The 15,888-nt window shown below is 69.7% G+C and carries 6 protein-coding genes; all 6 read left to right on the top strand.

Annotated features, from left to right (window positions below):
- Window positions 1–78: 78 nt before the first annotated feature.
- Genes ASC94_RS14490 through ASC94_RS14465 form a run of 6 tightly spaced genes read left to right on the top strand, consistent with a single transcriptional unit; the run spans window position 79 to window position 15,885 of the window.
- Window positions 79–294: an MbtH family NRPS accessory protein gene (locus tag ASC94_RS14490; RefSeq protein ID WP_056395935.1), complete on the top strand. Its 216-nt coding sequence runs from the start codon at window positions 79–81 to the stop codon at window positions 292–294.
- Complete coding sequence (locus ASC94_RS14485; RefSeq protein WP_056395932.1) at window positions 294–1,070, top strand: thioesterase II family protein; 777 nt, start codon at window positions 294–296, stop codon at window positions 1,068–1,070. Before ASC94_RS14490 ends, ASC94_RS14485 begins: the two co-directional genes overlap by 1 nt.
- Window positions 1,048–1,701, top strand: coding sequence for a 4'-phosphopantetheinyl transferase superfamily protein (locus ASC94_RS14480; protein ID WP_056395930.1), 654 nt, complete (start codon window positions 1,048–1,050; stop codon window positions 1,699–1,701). The genes ASC94_RS14485 and ASC94_RS14480 overlap by 23 nt, the downstream gene beginning before the upstream one ends.
- Window positions 1,702–1,714: 13 nt before the next feature.
- Entirely contained in the window at window positions 1,715–2,680 is a 966-nt protein-coding gene (locus ASC94_RS14475; RefSeq protein WP_373888118.1) for a TauD/TfdA family dioxygenase, read from the top strand.
- Between the two features lie 14 nt (window positions 2,681–2,694).
- A complete protein-coding gene (locus ASC94_RS14470) occupies window positions 2,695–8,046 on the top strand; it encodes a non-ribosomal peptide synthetase (RefSeq protein ID WP_229417272.1) in 5,352 nt (1,783 codons plus the stop codon).
- Complete coding sequence (locus ASC94_RS14465) at window positions 8,047–15,885, top strand: non-ribosomal peptide synthetase (RefSeq protein WP_056395925.1); 7,839 nt, start codon at window positions 8,047–8,049, stop codon at window positions 15,883–15,885.
- Window positions 15,886–15,888 lie beyond the last annotated feature (3 nt).

The following is a 15,888-nucleotide window of genomic DNA, read 5'->3' as shown; positions in this document are numbered from 1 at the left end:
CTTCGTCAATTGCAGTGAGAAGCGCCGCCCGCAGCCGAGCGGGCGGCGTCCACGGTGATACGATGAAAGGATCTGGCAATGAGCTATTTCGACCGCGAAGACGGCACCTTCAAGGTGCTGGTCAATCAAGAAGAGCAGTATTCCCTCTGGCCTGACTTCAAGGCCATTCCCGGCGGCTGGACCGATACCGGCGTCAAGGGCGATAAGGCCCACTGCCTGGACTACATCGAAAAGACCTGGACCGACATGCGTCCGGTCAGCTTGCGCAAGTTCATGGCCGCGCAGGCGCAGTAATGCCGCCTTCGCTCGTCCTCGTATGCCTGCCGTGCGCGGGCGCCAGCGCCACCATGTATCTGCGCTGGCGGCGCGCGCTGCCCGCGTGGGTGGCGCTGCTGCCGCTGGAACTGCCCGGGCGCGGCGCGCGCATGGACGAGGTGCCCGCCACGCAGTTCGCGCCGCTAGCGCGGCAGTTGGCAGGTGAGCTGGCAACTGCGCCGGCAGGTGAGCTTGCAAGCGCGCCGGGAGACCGCTTTGCGCGTGCGCCGGCCGCGCAGCCGCGCTATGCGCTGTTTGGCCACAGCATGGGCGCCTTGCTGGCATACGGCATGCTGCCGCTTCTGCAGGCCCTGGGCATGCCGCCGCTGGCGCTGCTGGCTTCGGCGTGCGCGGCGCCGTCCATGCGCGACCCCGCCCGTTTCGATAACCTGGACACCGACGAGCAACTGGCTGCCGACCTGAAACGCCAGGGCGGCACGCCGGATGCGGTGTTCGCGCATCCCGAGCTGATGCGCATGACGCTGGACCTGCTGGCGGCCGACTACAGTGTGTGCCGCAGCTTCAGCGGCGCCGGCCCTGTGCCGGACATGCCGGTGCACGTGTTCGCCGGTCGCAGCGATGACATCACGGCGCCGGAACTGGAGGCGTGGCGCGGCAGCGCGCCGTTCTCCATCGACTGGTTCGACGGCGGCCATTTCTATTTGCGGCAGCATGAGGCGGCCTTCCTGCAGTGCCTGGAACGGCGCCTGCGGGCCTTGCAGGGAGTGCGCGATGCGGCGTGTGCAGCTGCCTGAGGGCGTGCCCGGCGGCACCGAGGTCTACCGCCTCGACTACCGGCTGGACGCGCCGCCCGGCGCAGCCGACTGGCAGGTGCTGAGCGCGTCCGAGCAGGCCCGCGCGCTGCGCTTCCGGCGCGCAGAGGACCGCTGCCGCGCCGTGCGCACGCGCGCCTGCCTGCGCCGCCTGCTGGCGCAGCGGCTGGATTGCAGCCCGGCCGAGCTGCTGTTCGAGCTGAACGCAAACGGCAAGCCCTCGGCGCCGGCGAGCGGCATCGAATTCAACGTTTCCCACTCCGGCGGCCTGGGGCTGATCGCCTTGTCCGAGCGGCCGGTCGGGGTGGACATCGAGCGGCAAGAGGCCGACCCGGTCCGCCTGCAGGGACTGGAAGAGCTGGTGTACACACCGGCGGAGCGGCGCGCGCCGCTCGAGGGCGGTGTGCTGGCGCACTGGGTCGCCAAGGAGGCGGCGCTGAAGGCGCTGGGCGTGGGCCTGTCCGAACCGCTGAAGGCGCTGTCCGTATCGCTGCCGTGCGCCCCGGCGGCGCCGCAATATCAATTGACACACGAACGCTCCGACTGGCGGCCTCTGGCCCTCTGGCCACTGGACGTGGAGCGTGGTTACCGGGCCGCCCTGGCCCTGGCTTGAGACTGGATTGACACTGGAGTTCCTGATGACTGAATTTGTGCGCAGCGCGCCGCCCGGCTCCGAGCTGCCGGTGCTGATCGGGCCGGCCTACGCCGGCGAGCCCCTGATGGATGCCTTTCCCAGGCTGCGGGAAGACATATTGCGGCAGGTGCAGCGCGTGGGCGGCGTGCTGCTGCGCGGCTTCGGCGTGCCGTCGGTGGGGGTGTTCCAGCAGTTCTCGGCCGCCTTCGCGCCGCTGCAGAACTATGAGTTCGGCTCCACGCCGCGCACCGCCGTTTCGTCCGGCATCTACACTTCCACCGAGTATCCGGCGCACCAGCATATCCCGCTGCACAACGAGCAGGCATACACGCGCGAGTGGGCCATGAAGATCTGGTTCCATTGCGTGACCGCGCCGCAGAGCGGCGGCGAAACGCCCATCGCGGACAGCCGCGCCATCTACCGCCGCATGCCGGCCGGCCTGCGCGAGCGCTTTGCCCAGGGCCTGCTGTACGTGCGCAATTATGGCGACTTCGATCTGCCGTGGCAGCAGGTGTTCAACACCGATGACCCGGCCGAAGTGGAAGTCCAGTGCCTGCGCATGGGGGTGCAATATGAATGGAAGGAGGACGGCGAGCTGCGCACCAGCCAGCGCTGCCAGGGCGTGGAGCGCCATCCCGTCACCGGGGAAATGGTGTGGTTCAACCAGGCGCACTTGTTCCATGCGTCGAACCTGCAGCCGGAAGTGCGCGAATCGCTGGAGGACATGCTGGGTGCGGAGAACCTGCCGCGCAACGTGTTCTTCGCGGACGGCAGCCCGATACCGGACGGCATGCTGGATGAAGTGCGCGCCGTACTGGCCGCCGAAACCGTGATCTTCCCCTGGCAGCAGGGCGACGTGCTCATGCTCGACAACATGCTGGCGGCGCACGCGCGCACGCCATTCACCGGCCCCCGCAAAGTGGTGGTGGCCATGGCCGAACCCCACGGCAATCTCTAATTCAGGAACGATCAGTGGACAGCACAATTAAACCCTGCAATATGGTGGCGTGCCTGCGCGCGCTGGCGGCGGCGCGGCCGAACGACACCGGCCTGGTGGTGGTGGGCAAGCGCGGCGAACTGCGCTTCGGCTACGCCACCCTGGACCGCCGCGCGCGCGCGGTGGCGGCGCAGCTGCAGCAGCGCCATGCGCCCGGCGAGCGCGCCTTGCTGCTGCTTGAGAACGACGAGCACTACGTGGTGGGCTTCTTCGCCTGCCTGTACGCGGGCCTGATCGCGGTGCCGGCGTTTCCGCCCGAGCCGCTGCGGGAGCAGGCGCTGGCACGCCTGGCCGGCATCGCGGCCGATGCACAGGCCGCATGCATCCTGGCCACGTCGGCCATCTTGCAGGGCACCGGCGCCGCCATGTATAAGCTGGGCGTGGAAGACGTGCTGGCAGTGGACGAAGTGGCGGATGGGCGCGCTGCCGAATGGCGGCAGCATGCGCCGCAGGACGGCGACATCGCCTTCCTGCAGTACACCTCCGGTTCCACCGCTGCTCCCAAGGGCGTGATGGTCAGCCACGGCAACCTGATGGCCAATGAGCGCGCCATTTCGGAGGGCATGCACATCACCGGGGCGGACGTCATCGTCACGTGGCTGCCGCTTTACCACGACATGGGCCTGATCGGCGGCATGCTGCAGCCCTTCCGCGTGGGCGCCATGCTGGTGCTGATGAGCCCTTCCTGGTTCGTGGAGCGGCCGGTGCGCTGGATGGACGCCATGTCGCGCTACCGGGGCACGGTGAGCGGCGCGCCCGATTTTGCCTTCCGCCTGTCTACCGACAGGGTGAAGGACGCGCAGCTGAAGGAGCTGGACCTGTCCTGCGTGCGGGTGCTGTACTCCGGCGCCGAGCCGGTGCGGCACGGTACGCTGGAGCGCTTTGTGGAGCGCTTCGCGCCGGCGGGGCTGGACCCGGCGGTACTTTATCCCTGCTACGGGCTGGCGGAGGCCACGCTGTTTGTCAGCGGCGGCCGCCGCATGGGCATGGTGGCGCAGGGCTTCTCCGCGCAGGCACTGGCCGGGGGCCGCGCCGAGCGTGATGAGGATGGCCCGGTTCAGGTGGCGTGCGGCTATGCGGCGCTGGAGCACGGCATCGCCATCATGCAGCCGGAGCGGCACACGGAAATGGCGGACGGCGAGGTAGGCGAAATCTGGGCGTGGGGGCCGAGCATTGCGCAGGGCTACTGGCGCAACCAGGGTGCCAGCGACGCCGCTTTCGTCCAGCATGCGGGCCGGCGCTGGCTGCGCACGGGCGATATGGGCTTTCTGCACGGGGAGCAGTTGTATATCTGCGGCCGCCGCAAGGACCTGATCATCCTGCGCGGCCACAATGTGTATCCGCAGGACCTGGAACTGGCGCTGGAGGGCGCGGTCGACGTGATCCGCAAGGGCAGGGTGGCGGTATTCGCCGTGCCTGCCGCCGAAGGCGACGGGATCGGCGTGGCGCTGGAAGTGTCGAAAGCGGTGCAGAAGCTGGCCAGCCCGCAGGCGCTGGTGGACATGCTGGGCGAGGCGCTGGGCGACTTGTGCCAGGAGCCACTGTCGGTGGCGCTGCTGCTCAATCCGGGCAGTTTGCCGAAGACGTCGAGCGGCAAGCTGCAGCGCGCGGCCTGCCGCACCGGCTGGCAGGAGCGCAGCCTGGACGCCTACGCCATCTACGAGTTCGGCGCATGGCCGCTCGCCAGGGGCGCCGGCGGAGATGCCGGCGGAGGTGCCATCGCGGGCAACCGTTCCGGTGGCGTGGCTGCATCGGAGGCGGTGGCCAAGGACCCGCAGGGCCGGCATGAGCCGCGTGTCGCGCATGGAGGCCCCGCTGCCGGCAAGGAAGCGGTGCTGGCCAGCCTGTGGCAAGCGGTCCTGGACCAAGGCGCGCCGGCCCCGCAGCGCCACGCGCACTTCTTCGCCAGCGGCGGCAACTCGCTGGCAGCCGCCCAGCTGGTGGCGCGCATCCGCGAACAATGGCAACTGGACTATACGCTGCAAATGCTGTTCGGCGCTCCCCGCCTGGGCGACATCGCGGCGGCCCTCGATACGCTGGAACGCAGCGGCGCCCGTATCGTCCATCAGGCCATCCCGGTGGCCGACCGCCGCGCACAGCCGATGCCGGCATCCTATGCGCAGCAGCGCCAGTGGCTGCTGTGGCAGATGGACCCTGCCAGCAGCGCCTACCACATCACCGGCGCGCTGCGCCTGCACGGCGCGCTGGACATGGCGCAACTGGGCCGGGTGCTGGCCACGCTGGAACAGCGGCATGAATCGCTGCGCACCGTGTTCGTGGCGCAGGCAGACGGGCAGCCCGGCCAGCGCATCCTGCCGCCGCAGGCATGGCAGGCAGAGGGCCCATTCCCGTTGGTGCTGGCCGACCTGCGCGGCGTTCCCGCGACGGGCCGCGAAGCCGCCGCCGCGCTACAGGCGCAGGCATGGCAAGCGCAGCCCTTCGACCTGGAGCAGGGCCCGCTCTGGCGCGCCGGCCTGATCCGCCTGGACGACGATCAACACGTGCTGGTGCTGGTGCTGCACCACATCATCGCTGACGGCGCTTCCCTGCAAGTGCTGGTGGCCGAATGGGCTGCGCTGTACGCCGCGCAGGGCGCCGCGCGGGAAGCCGCTCAGGGCAATGCGGGCTTGCCGCCACCAGCAGTGCAATATGCCGACTACGCGCAATGGCAGCGCGACTGGCTCGGACAGGGCGCGGCGCAGCAGCAGCTGGCTTACTGGCGCGCGGAACTGGGCGGCGAACATCCTCTGCTGGCCCTGCAGGGCGATGCGCCGCGCCGTGCTGCGGAGGCCTGGCCGGCGGCCGAGCACCGATTTGTGCTACCCCCTGGCCTGGCATCGCGCCTGCGCACCGCCGCCGGCGGAAAGACACTGTTCACGGTGCTGCTCACCGCCTTCCAGGCACTGCTGCACCGCTACAGCGGCATGACCGATGTGCGCATCGGCGTGCCGGTCGCGAACCGTGGCCGCAGCGATCTGCAAGGCGTGGTCGGCATGTTCGTCAACACGCAAGTGATGCGCAGCCTGGCCGACAGCCGCAGCACCCTCGCAGCCCTGCTGGACCAAACCGCTTCGCGCGTGGGCGGCGCGCAAGCCAACCAGGACCTGCCATTCGAGCAGCTGCTGGACGCGCTGCGCGCCGAGGGCGGCCTGGGCCAGCAAGCCCTGTTCGACGTCATGTTCAACCACGTGCAGGAACCGCACCGTGCCTTGACGCGGGCTGGCGGCCTGTCCGTGTCGCCATACGACGTGCCCGCGCAAACCGCGCAGTTCGAGCTGGTGCTGGAGACAATGGAGCAACCGGATGGCGCGCTGCACGCGAGGCTGGTTTACGCCCAAGAGCTGTTCAGCAGCGCGCGCATGGAGCGCATGGCGGAGCACTACTTGCGCATGCTGGAAGCGCTGGTTGCGCAGCCAGCGGCCATGCTGGGCGATGTGCCGCTGCTGGATGAAGAAGAGACAGCATGGCAGCTGGCCCGCGCCATGCCGCAGCAGCCTTCCGGCGCCGCGCGCCCAGCCACCATCCACGGGCTGATTGAGGCGCAGGTACTGCGCGCGCCCGACGCCCCCGCCTTGATCGCTGATGGAGCAAGCGTGAGCTACGCCCAGCTGAACCAGCGCGCCAACAGCCTGGCCCGGCGCCTGATCGCGCTTGGCGCAGGCCCCGAAACGTGCGTTGCGGTAGCGTTTGAACGCGGCCCGGCGCTGGTGGTCGGCCTGCTGGCAGTCCTGAAAGCCGGCGCGGCCTACGTCCCGCTCGACCCAAGCCACCCGCCGCAGCGGCTAGCCTGGATGCTTGAAGACAGCGGCGCCGCCATCCTGCTCACGCAATCATCCCTGCAAGTCTCCTTGCCGCCAGCGCGCGCCACCGTCCTGGCTGACATGCCCGGCTTGCCGGACCCGGTCGGCGCGTCCGCAGATTCCGACGCCAACCCCGACATTCCACTGTGCGACGCCAGCCTGGCCTACCTCATCTACACCTCCGGTTCCACCGGCCATCCCAAAGGCGTGACCGTCCCGCACGGCGCATTGGCCGCGCACCTGCAGGCTATGTCCGCCTTCCACGGCCTCGCTCCAGCCGACCGCGTCCTGCTGTTCTCCTCGATCTGCTTCGACGCCGCCGCCGACCAGCTTTGGGCGCCGCTGCTCAGCGGCGCGGCCGTGGTGATCGCCGATCCGGATAATCTGGACGCGGAAGAACTGCTGCACATGGTGGACACGGCCGGCGTCACAGTGATGGATCTGCCGCCCGCCTACCTGCGCCAGGTGTGCGCCCGCCTGGAAGGACGAACGCTGCCCGTGCGCCTTTGCATTGCGGGCGGCGAAGGCTGGAGCGCGGCCGCGCTGGACGCCGCGCGCGCCGCGCTGCCCGGAGTGCAACTGGTCAACGCCTACGGCCCCACTGAAGCTGTCGTCACCGCCACCGCCTGGCGCGCCGGCGGCGACGGCAGCGGCAGCGCGGCCTATGCGCCGCTCGGCCTGCCGCTGGGAGAGCGCAGCGCCTACGTGGTGGACGCGGAACTGAACCTGCTGCCGCGCGGCCAGGCCGGTGAACTGTGCATCGGCGGCAGCGGCCTCGCGCGCGGCTACCGGGACCGTCCCGGCCTGACCGCCGATCGCTTCGTCGCCGATCCCTATAGCGCCCAGGGCGGACGCCTGTACCGCACCGGCGACCTGGTGCGCTGGAACGCCAGCGGCCAGCTGGAATACCTCGGGCGCACGGACCACCAGGTGAAAGTGCGCGGCTTCCGCATCGAACTGGGCGAGATCGAAGCGCGCTTGTTGGCGCAGGACGCCGTGCGCGCGGCGGTGGTGGTGGCGCATAAGAAAGGCGGTGTGGCCCTTGCCGCCTACGTCGCGCTCCATCCCGGCGCGGCCATCGACGCCGCCCAGCTCAAAGCCGCGCTATCCGCCACGCTGCCGCCGTACATGGTGCCCGCCAGCGTGACGCTGCTCGACAGCCTGCCCATGACGGCAGGCGGCAAGATCGACCGCAAGGCCTTGCCCGATCCTGCCGCCAGCGGCTGCGCGGCCTTCGCCGAACCGCAGGGCGAAACGGAGCAGGCCCTGGCCCGCCTGTGGGCCGAGGTCCTGGCGTTGCCGCGAGCCGGCCGCAACGACAACTTCTTCGAAGCGGGCGGACACTCGCTCAAGGCCATGGAGCTGGCGGCGCTGCTGCAGCAGCGGCACGGCTGGCAGGCGCCCGTACGCAGCTTCTTCGAGTGGCCGGTGCTGAGCGACTACGCGCAGCAGGTGCTTGCGCCACAACTTTCTTCCGGCGCCAAGCTGGACGCCATCGACAATCTGCTGGCTGAATTCGAGGTATAAATGCAATCCAAGCTCCACCAATTATCGCAGCGCTTCGCCGCGCTCGACGCCGAATCCCGCAGCCCCTTCCTGGCCAGGCTGCGCCAAGCCGGCATCGCTTTCCAGGAACTGCCGGTGATCCCGGCCGGTCCCGGCGAAGCGGCGTCCCTGTCGCAAGCCCAGCAAAGCCTGTGGCTCACCTGGCAAATGGACCGCCACAGCGCCGCCTACAATATGCCGGGCGTGCTGACGCTGGAAGGCCCACTGGACGGCGCCGCGCTGGCCGCCGCGCTGGCCGACGTGCAGCTGCGCCACCAGCCGCTGCACAGCCGCATCGATGGCACAGTGGCGCCGCCATGCCTGCATGCGGTGCCGCCGGCGGCGATGGAAACCGTGGTGCTGGACAGCCTGGCGCCGCAGCACGCCGAGGCGGAAGCACTGCGGCTGGCAGCGGAATTCACCGGCCAGCCGTTCGCGCTGGACCTGGAAGCGCCTTTCCGCGCACGCCTGTACCGGCTCGGCGCGCAGCGCCACCTGCTGGCGCTCGCGCTGCACCACATCGCCGCCGACGGTTGGTCGCTGGGGCTCATCATTAATGAGCTGGTGCGCTGCTACGAGGCGCGGCTGCACGGGCTCGACAATCCCTTGCCGCCGCTGGCGATCAATCACGGCGACTACGCGCTCTGGCAGCGCCGTTGGCTGGAGGCGGGCGAGGGCGAGCGTCAGCTGGCCTATTGGCGCGAAGCACTGGGCACCGAGCACGCGCCGCTGCCGCTGCCGTACGACCGTCCGGAACTGGCAGCGCAGCCGCACCCGTTCGCGCGCCTGAACACCGTGCTGCCGGCGGAGCTGAGCGGGCGGTTGCGGGCGCTGGCGCGCGACCGCAAGGCCTCTTTGTACATGGTGATGCAGGCGCTGCTGGCCTGGTGCCTGCAGCGCTACACCGGGCAGGACGACATCCGCATCGGCTCGCCCGTGGCCAACCGCAGCCGCAGCGAAAGCCATGGCCTGGTGGCTTACCTGAGCAATGTGCTGGTGCTGCGCAACCGGGTCGACCAGGCGTGCGGGTTCGAAACCCTGCTGGATGCGGTACGGGACACGGTACTGGAAGCCCACGCACATCCGGATGCGCCGTTCGACCAGCTGGTGAAGGCCTTGCAGCCGGAGCGCCAGCCGGGCGTGCATCCACTGTTCCAGGTCAAGTGCACCGAGCAGGATGCGGCGCCTTTGCCGGCAACGATGGGCGGCGTGGCGATAGCGTTGACGGAGCTGCGCGGCGGTGCAAGCCATTTCGACCTGAGCCTGGATTTTACCGACCTGCCGGACGGCATCGCGCTGGATTTCGGCTATGCCGGAGACCTGTTCGAGGCGGCCACTATCGAGCGCATCGCAAGCACGTTCACACTGCTGGCCGAAGCTGCCGTCTCCGATCCGGCGCTGCCGCTGGCCGAAGTGGCTGAAGCGGCCGCACTAGCCTGTGGCCCCGAAGGCCCCGGCCTGGCCGCCGCCCGGTTGCCGGACGCCGCGTCCTCCGTGCTGGATTTGTGGTCCGCCCAGGTGGCCGCCGCTCCGGATACTGGCGCGGTCCGCTATGAGGATACACAATACAGCTACCGCCAGCTTGATAACGCTTCGGACCTGCTGGCCCGGCGCCTGCTGGACCAGGGCGTGCGGCCGGAAAGCCGCGTCGCCATCCATGCGGCGCGCGGCTGCGAATTCGTGCTGGGCATGCTGGCGGTGCTGAAGGCGGGCGGCTGCTACGTGCCGCTGGACCCTGCATTGCCGCCTGAGCGCCTGCAATACCAGCTTGAAGACAGCGGCGCGAGCGTCCTGCTGGCGCAGGAAGAGGTGCCATGGTCTGCCGTTATTCCCCGCCTGGCGCTGGACTTCAGCCTCGCCGGCGCCCCTGCGCAGCCATGGCAGGCACCCGGCGCGTTGCACCCGGAGCAGGCCGCCTACGTGATCTACACCTCGGGTTCCACAGGCAAGCCGAAAGGCGTGGCAGTGCCGCACGGGGCGCTGGCCAACTACGTGCAGGGTGTGCTGGCCCGGCTGGAGCTCGACGACAGCGTGGCCAGCATGGCCATGGTGTCGACCGTGGCGGCGGACCTCGGCCACACCACGCTGTACGGCGCGCTATGCTCCGGACGCCTGCTGCACCTGATCTCGCCGGAGCGCGCCTTCGACCCGGACCGCTTCGCCGAATATATGCGGACGCGCCGCGTGGACGTGCTGAAGATCGTGCCCAGCCACTTGCAGGCGCTGATGCAGGCGGCCGACGCGGCGGGCGTGCTGCCAGCGCGCAGGCTGGTGCTGGGAGGCGAGGCGGCATCCTGGCCGCTGCTGGACAATATCGCCAGGCTGCGCCCGGAATGCCGCGTGCTGAACCACTATGGCCCCAGCGAAACCACGGTGGGCGTGCTGACGCAGCAGGCAGCGGGCGCCAGCCGCCGCGCGCAGGTGCTGCCGCTGGGCCGTCCGCTGCCCGGCATCCAGGTGTTCGTGCTCGACAGCGGCCTGCAGGCGGTGCCGCAAGGCGTGGCCGGCGAGCTGTATATCGGCGGCGCCGGCCTGGCGCGCGGGTATCTGGACCGGGCCGGCCTGAGCGCCGAGCGCTTTGTCGCCAGCCCGTTTGCGCACGGCGGGCGCCTGTACCGCTCCGGCGACCGCGTGCGGCAACTGGCGGATGGCGCACTGGAATTCCTCGGCCGCAGCGACGACCAGGTGAAGATACGCGGCTACCGCGTGGAGCCGGGCGAAGTGGCGAAGGCCATGCTCGCGATTGCGGGCGTGCGTGAAGCGGTGGTGCTGCCGCAGCAGGCCGAAGGCCGCGCGCAGCTGGCCGCCTACGTGGTGGCGGAGCTGGACGGCGCGGCCGTCAAGGCTGCGCTGGCGCGCGCGCTGCCGGACTACATGGTGCCCGCCACGGTGACGGTGCTGGACAGCTTGCCCCTGAACGCCAACGGTAAGGTGGACCGCAAGGCGCTGCCGGCGGCCGATACCGGCGCGCCGCCGGCGCAGACCGCTGCGGCGGATCTGCCGCAAGGTCCGGCGGAGCAGGCCATTGCCGAGGTGTGGGAAGCGCTGCTGAACAAGAAGCCCGTCTCGCGCCACGATAATTTCTTTGAGCTGGGCGGCGACTCCATCATCAGCCTGCAGATTGTTGCCAGGCTGCGGCGCGCGGGCTACAAGCTTGCCCCCAAGCTGATTTTCGAGAAGCAGACCGTTGCGCAGCTGGCCGCCGTGGTGGTGCCGCTGCCCAAGCCAGGTGCGCCTGCCACCGTTCCCGGTGGCGGCACGTACGCACCGACTCCAATCCAGGCTGACTTCCTGGCGCAGGCCGGCGCTGCGCCGAACCACCGCAACCAGGCGGTGCTGCTGCAGCCCCGCCAGCCGGTTGCGGCGCCCGCGCTGCGGGCTGCGTTGGCCGCGCTGGTACAGCAGCATGCCGCACTGCGGCTGCGCTTCAGCCGCAGCGCCGATGGCGTCTGGTCGCAGCACAGTGCCATATTCGCTCCCGCCGGCACGGAGGATATGCTGTGGCAGCGCAGCGCTGCCGATGCCGCCGAAGTGGAGGCGATTTGCCAGCAAGCCCAGCGCAGCCTGGACATTGCCGCCGGCCCGCTGCTGCGCGCCGTGCTGATCGACTTGGCCGACGGCAGCCAGCGCCTTATGCTGGCGATACATCACCTCGCGGTGGACGGCGTGTCCTGGCGCATCCTGCTGGAAGACCTGCAAACGGGACACGCCCAGGCCACGCAAGGCCGGGACATCGCCCTGCCGCCGGCCAGCGCTGCTTTCGGCGACTGGAGCAGGGCGCTGGCCGGTTATCCCGCCATGCATGAAGGCGAGCTGGCGTACTGGCGGAACCTGGCCGGCGTGCCCGCCGCGCTGCCGGTGTCGCGGCCGCAAGGCAGCAACTGCGGGCGCGACGCGGCCAGCGCCGAAGTGCGCCTGGACGCCGAACACACCCACGCGCTGTTGCACACCGCGCCGGCCGCCTACCGCACCCGCATCAACGACATCCTGCTGGCGGCCCTGGGCCGCGCGCTGTGCGGCTGGACCGGCACGGAGCGCGTGCTGATTGCACTGGAGGGCCATGGCCGCGAAGACTTCACCGGCCGGCTGGACCTGAGCCGTACCGTGGGCTGGTTCACCAGCCTGTACCCGGTGGCGCTTGCCGCCTGCGGCACGCCCGCCGCAGCCCTCAAGCAGACCAAGGAGATGCTGCGCGCGGTGCCGAACGGCGGCATAGGCCATGGCGTGCTGCGCCACATGGGCGGCGCCGAGGCCCGTGCCGCGCTGGCCGCCTTGCCGCAGCCGCAGGTGGTGTTCAACTACCTGGGCCAGTTCGAGAACAGCTTCGGCGACAGCGCCCCGTGGCAACTTGCTTCCGAACCTGGCGGCGACAGCATGGACCCGGCGATGCCGCTGGCGCACGAGCTGTCCATCAACGGCCAGGTCCACGGCGGCGCGCTGCGGTTGGCCATTTCGTATAGCGCGGCCCGGTTCGACGCGGCCGCCATCGCCGCGCTGGCGCAAGCCTTCCAGTCCGAACTGGAAGCGCTGATCGCCCATTGCACCAGTGGCGCTGCCGGGCTGACGCCTTCGGACGTGCCCCTGGCCGGCCTGTCGCAGGCGGAGCTGGACAGCCTGCCGCTGGACGCCGTCCAGGTGGCGGATCTTTATCCGCTCTCGCCCATGCAAGCCGGCATGCTGTTCCACAGCGTGCTGGAACCGAAGGGCGGCGCCTACCTGAACCAGCTGCGGCTCGACATCTCCGGCCTGGACGCGGAGCGCTTCAGGGCCGCGTGGCAGGCCGCGTTCGAGCGCCACGACGTGCTGCGCAGCGCCTTCCTGCATCAGCGCGACGTGCCGCTGCAGTGGGTGGCCCGCCATGCGCCGCTACCGTGGCAGCAGCACGACTGGCGCGTGCTGCCTGCCGCCTATGCCGTGGCGGGAGCACAGCAGCCCGCGGCACTGGATGCGTTGGCGCGGGCGGAGCTGGAGCAAGGGTTCCAGCTGGACCAGGCGCCGCTGATGCGGCTGGTGCTGGTGCGTACCGGCGAGGACGCGCACCATTTCATCTGGACCAACCACCACTTGCTGACGGATGGCTGGAGCACCTCCCAGCTGATGGGCGACGTGCTGCGCGCCTACCACGGCGCGCAGCTTGGCGCCGCGCCGGCCCGCTACCGCGACTATATCGGCTGGCTGCAGCAGCGCGACAGTGCCGCCAGCGAAGTCTGGTGGCGCGCGCAACTGGCCCGGCTCGATAGCCCGACCCGCATCGCCGGCACCTTGCCGCGCCCGGCGGCCGCCGGAACGCAGGTGCCTGGGTACGGCGAGCAGCAGGATGTGCTGGATGCGGCTGCCACGCGCGCGCTGCAGGAGTTCGCCGCGCGCGAGCGCGTCACGGTCAATACCGTGGTGCAGGGCGCGTGGGCGCTGCTGCTCAGCCGCTACACCGGGCAGGCCACGGTCTGTTATGGCGCCACCACGTCCGGCCGTCCGGCCGAACTGGCGGGCGCCGACCGGATGCAGGGCCTGTTCATCAATACCTTGCCGATGGTCTGCCGCATCGAACCCGGCGCCACCGTCGGCGATTGGCTGCGCGGCCTGCAGGCGCACAGCCTGGAGGTGCGCGAGCATGAGCACACGCCGCTGTACGAGATCCAGCGCTGGGCGGGACAGGGTGGCCAAGGCCTGTTCGACAGCCTGGCGGTGTTTGAAAACTACCCGGTCGACGAGGCGCTGAAGGCCGCAGCCGGGGAAGTCAGTTCCGCCACCCGCTTCGCGTTGCGGGCCGCGCGTGAACAGACCAGCTATCCGCTCACGCTGGTGCTGGCCATGTCGGACAGGCTGGCGCTGAGCGCCGGCTACGACAAGGCACAGTTCAGCGGCGAAGCCATCGGCTGCCTGCTGGCGCAGTGGAAGTTCCTCCTGGCGGGCATGGCTAGCATGGCGGAATGCGGCGCGGTAGGCAATTTGCAGCTGGGCGGCGAGGCCTCGCGCCGGTCGCTGCTGGCGGCCAGCCGCAACGTCCAGCGCTTTGAGGACAACCGCCCGGTGCATCAGCTGATCGAGGATCAGGCGGCGCTGACGCCGCGCGCCCCGGCACTGCTGTTCGGCGAGACGGCGCTGGACTACGCGGAGCTGAACCGCCGCGCCAACCAGATGGCGCACCACCTGAACGCGCTGGGCGTGCGGGTTGAAACGCGCGTCGGCATCGCACTGGAGCGCAGCGTGGACATGGTGGTATCGCTGCTGGCGGTGCTCAAGGCCGGCGGCGCCTACGTGCCGCTGGACCCGGACTACCCGCAGGACCGGCTGGGCTACATGGTGGAGGACAGCGGCATCGCCTTCCTGATCACCACCAGCGCGCTGGCTGGCCGGTTCGGCTACCCGCAGGCGCGCACCGTGCTGGCGGACATACTGAACCTGGAGCGGTCGCCCGTGCATAACCCCGGCGTGCCGCTGCACGGCGAGAATCTGGCTTATGTCATCTATACCTCGGGCTCCACGGGGCGTCCGAAGGGGGCCGCCAACCGCCACCGTTCGCTGTACAGCCGTCTGGCCTGGATGCAGCAGGCATACCAGCTGGGTGCCGACGATACGGTGCTGCAGAAAACGCCGTTCAGTTTCGACGTGTCGGTCTGGGAGTTCTTCTGGCCGCTGATGTATGGCGCGCGCCTGGCCGTGGCGCAGCCGGGAGACCACCGCGATCCGGCGCGCCTGGCGGAACTGGTGCGCACGGCCGGGGTGACGACGCTGCACTTCGTGCCGTCCATGCTGCAAGCCTTCGTCGCCTACCTGGAGCAGGCCGGCGCGGGCGCCTGCCATTCCATCCGGCGCGTGGTGTGCAGTGGCGAGGCGCTGCCGGCCGAAGTGCAGGCCGAGCTGATGGCGCGGCTGCCGAGGGCGCAGCTGTACAACCTGTACGGCCCGACGGAGGCCGCCATCGACGTAACACATTACACCTGCGACGGCGACGCGGCCCGCAGCGTGGCGATCGGCCGGCCGATTGCCGACACCCAGGCTTATGTGCTGGACGCCGCGCTGAATCTGGTGCCGCTGGGCGTAGCGGGCGAACTGTATCTGGGCGGGATAGGACTGGCCAGGGGCTATCTGAACCGTCCGGCACTGAGCGCCGAACGCTTCGTGGCCGATCCGTTCGGCGCGGCAGGCGAGCGCCTGTACCGTACCGGCGATCTGGTTCGATGGCGCGCGGATGGCCAGCTTGAATACCTGGGCCGCCTGGACCACCAGGTGAAGATACGCGGCTTCCGCATCGAACTGGGCGAGATCGAAGCGCAGCTGATGGCGCAGGACGGCGTGCGCGAGGCGGTGGTGGTGGCGCAGCAGGCCAGCGGCGGGATGCGCCTGGCCGCCTACGTGTCGCCGCAGGCCGGGGCGGCATTGAGCGCGCAGGCATTGAAGGCGGCCCTGGGCGCCATGCTGCCGGAACATATGGTTCCTGCCGTTTGCGTGGTGCTGGACAGCCTGCCGCTCAACCCGAACGGCAAGGTGGACCGCAAGGCGCTGCCCAAGCCGGAACTGGCCGGCGCGGCGTACGAGGCGCCACAGGGGGAAACGGAAACCGCGCTGGCACTTATCTGGGCCGGCGTGCTGGGTCTGGAGCGCGTGGGACGGGCTGACAACTTCTTCGAGATCGGCGGCCATTCGCTGCTGGCCATGCAGGCGACGGCGCGGATACAGCAGGAATTCAAAATTTCAGCGAGTTTGCTTGATCTTTTTCAGGCCTCAACCGTCATGTCTTACGCACAGCGTATTTTAGAGCGCCAGCCTGGCGCGGCAACCCTTGATTCGCTGGAGGCGTTTATAGACTCTTTGGAATAGTGA

The organism is Massilia sp. Root418 (assembly GCF_001425265.1).
Lineage (GTDB): Bacteria > Pseudomonadota > Gammaproteobacteria > Burkholderiales > Burkholderiaceae_D > Rugamonas.
This window is presented reverse-complemented; position numbering and strand designations above follow the sequence as displayed.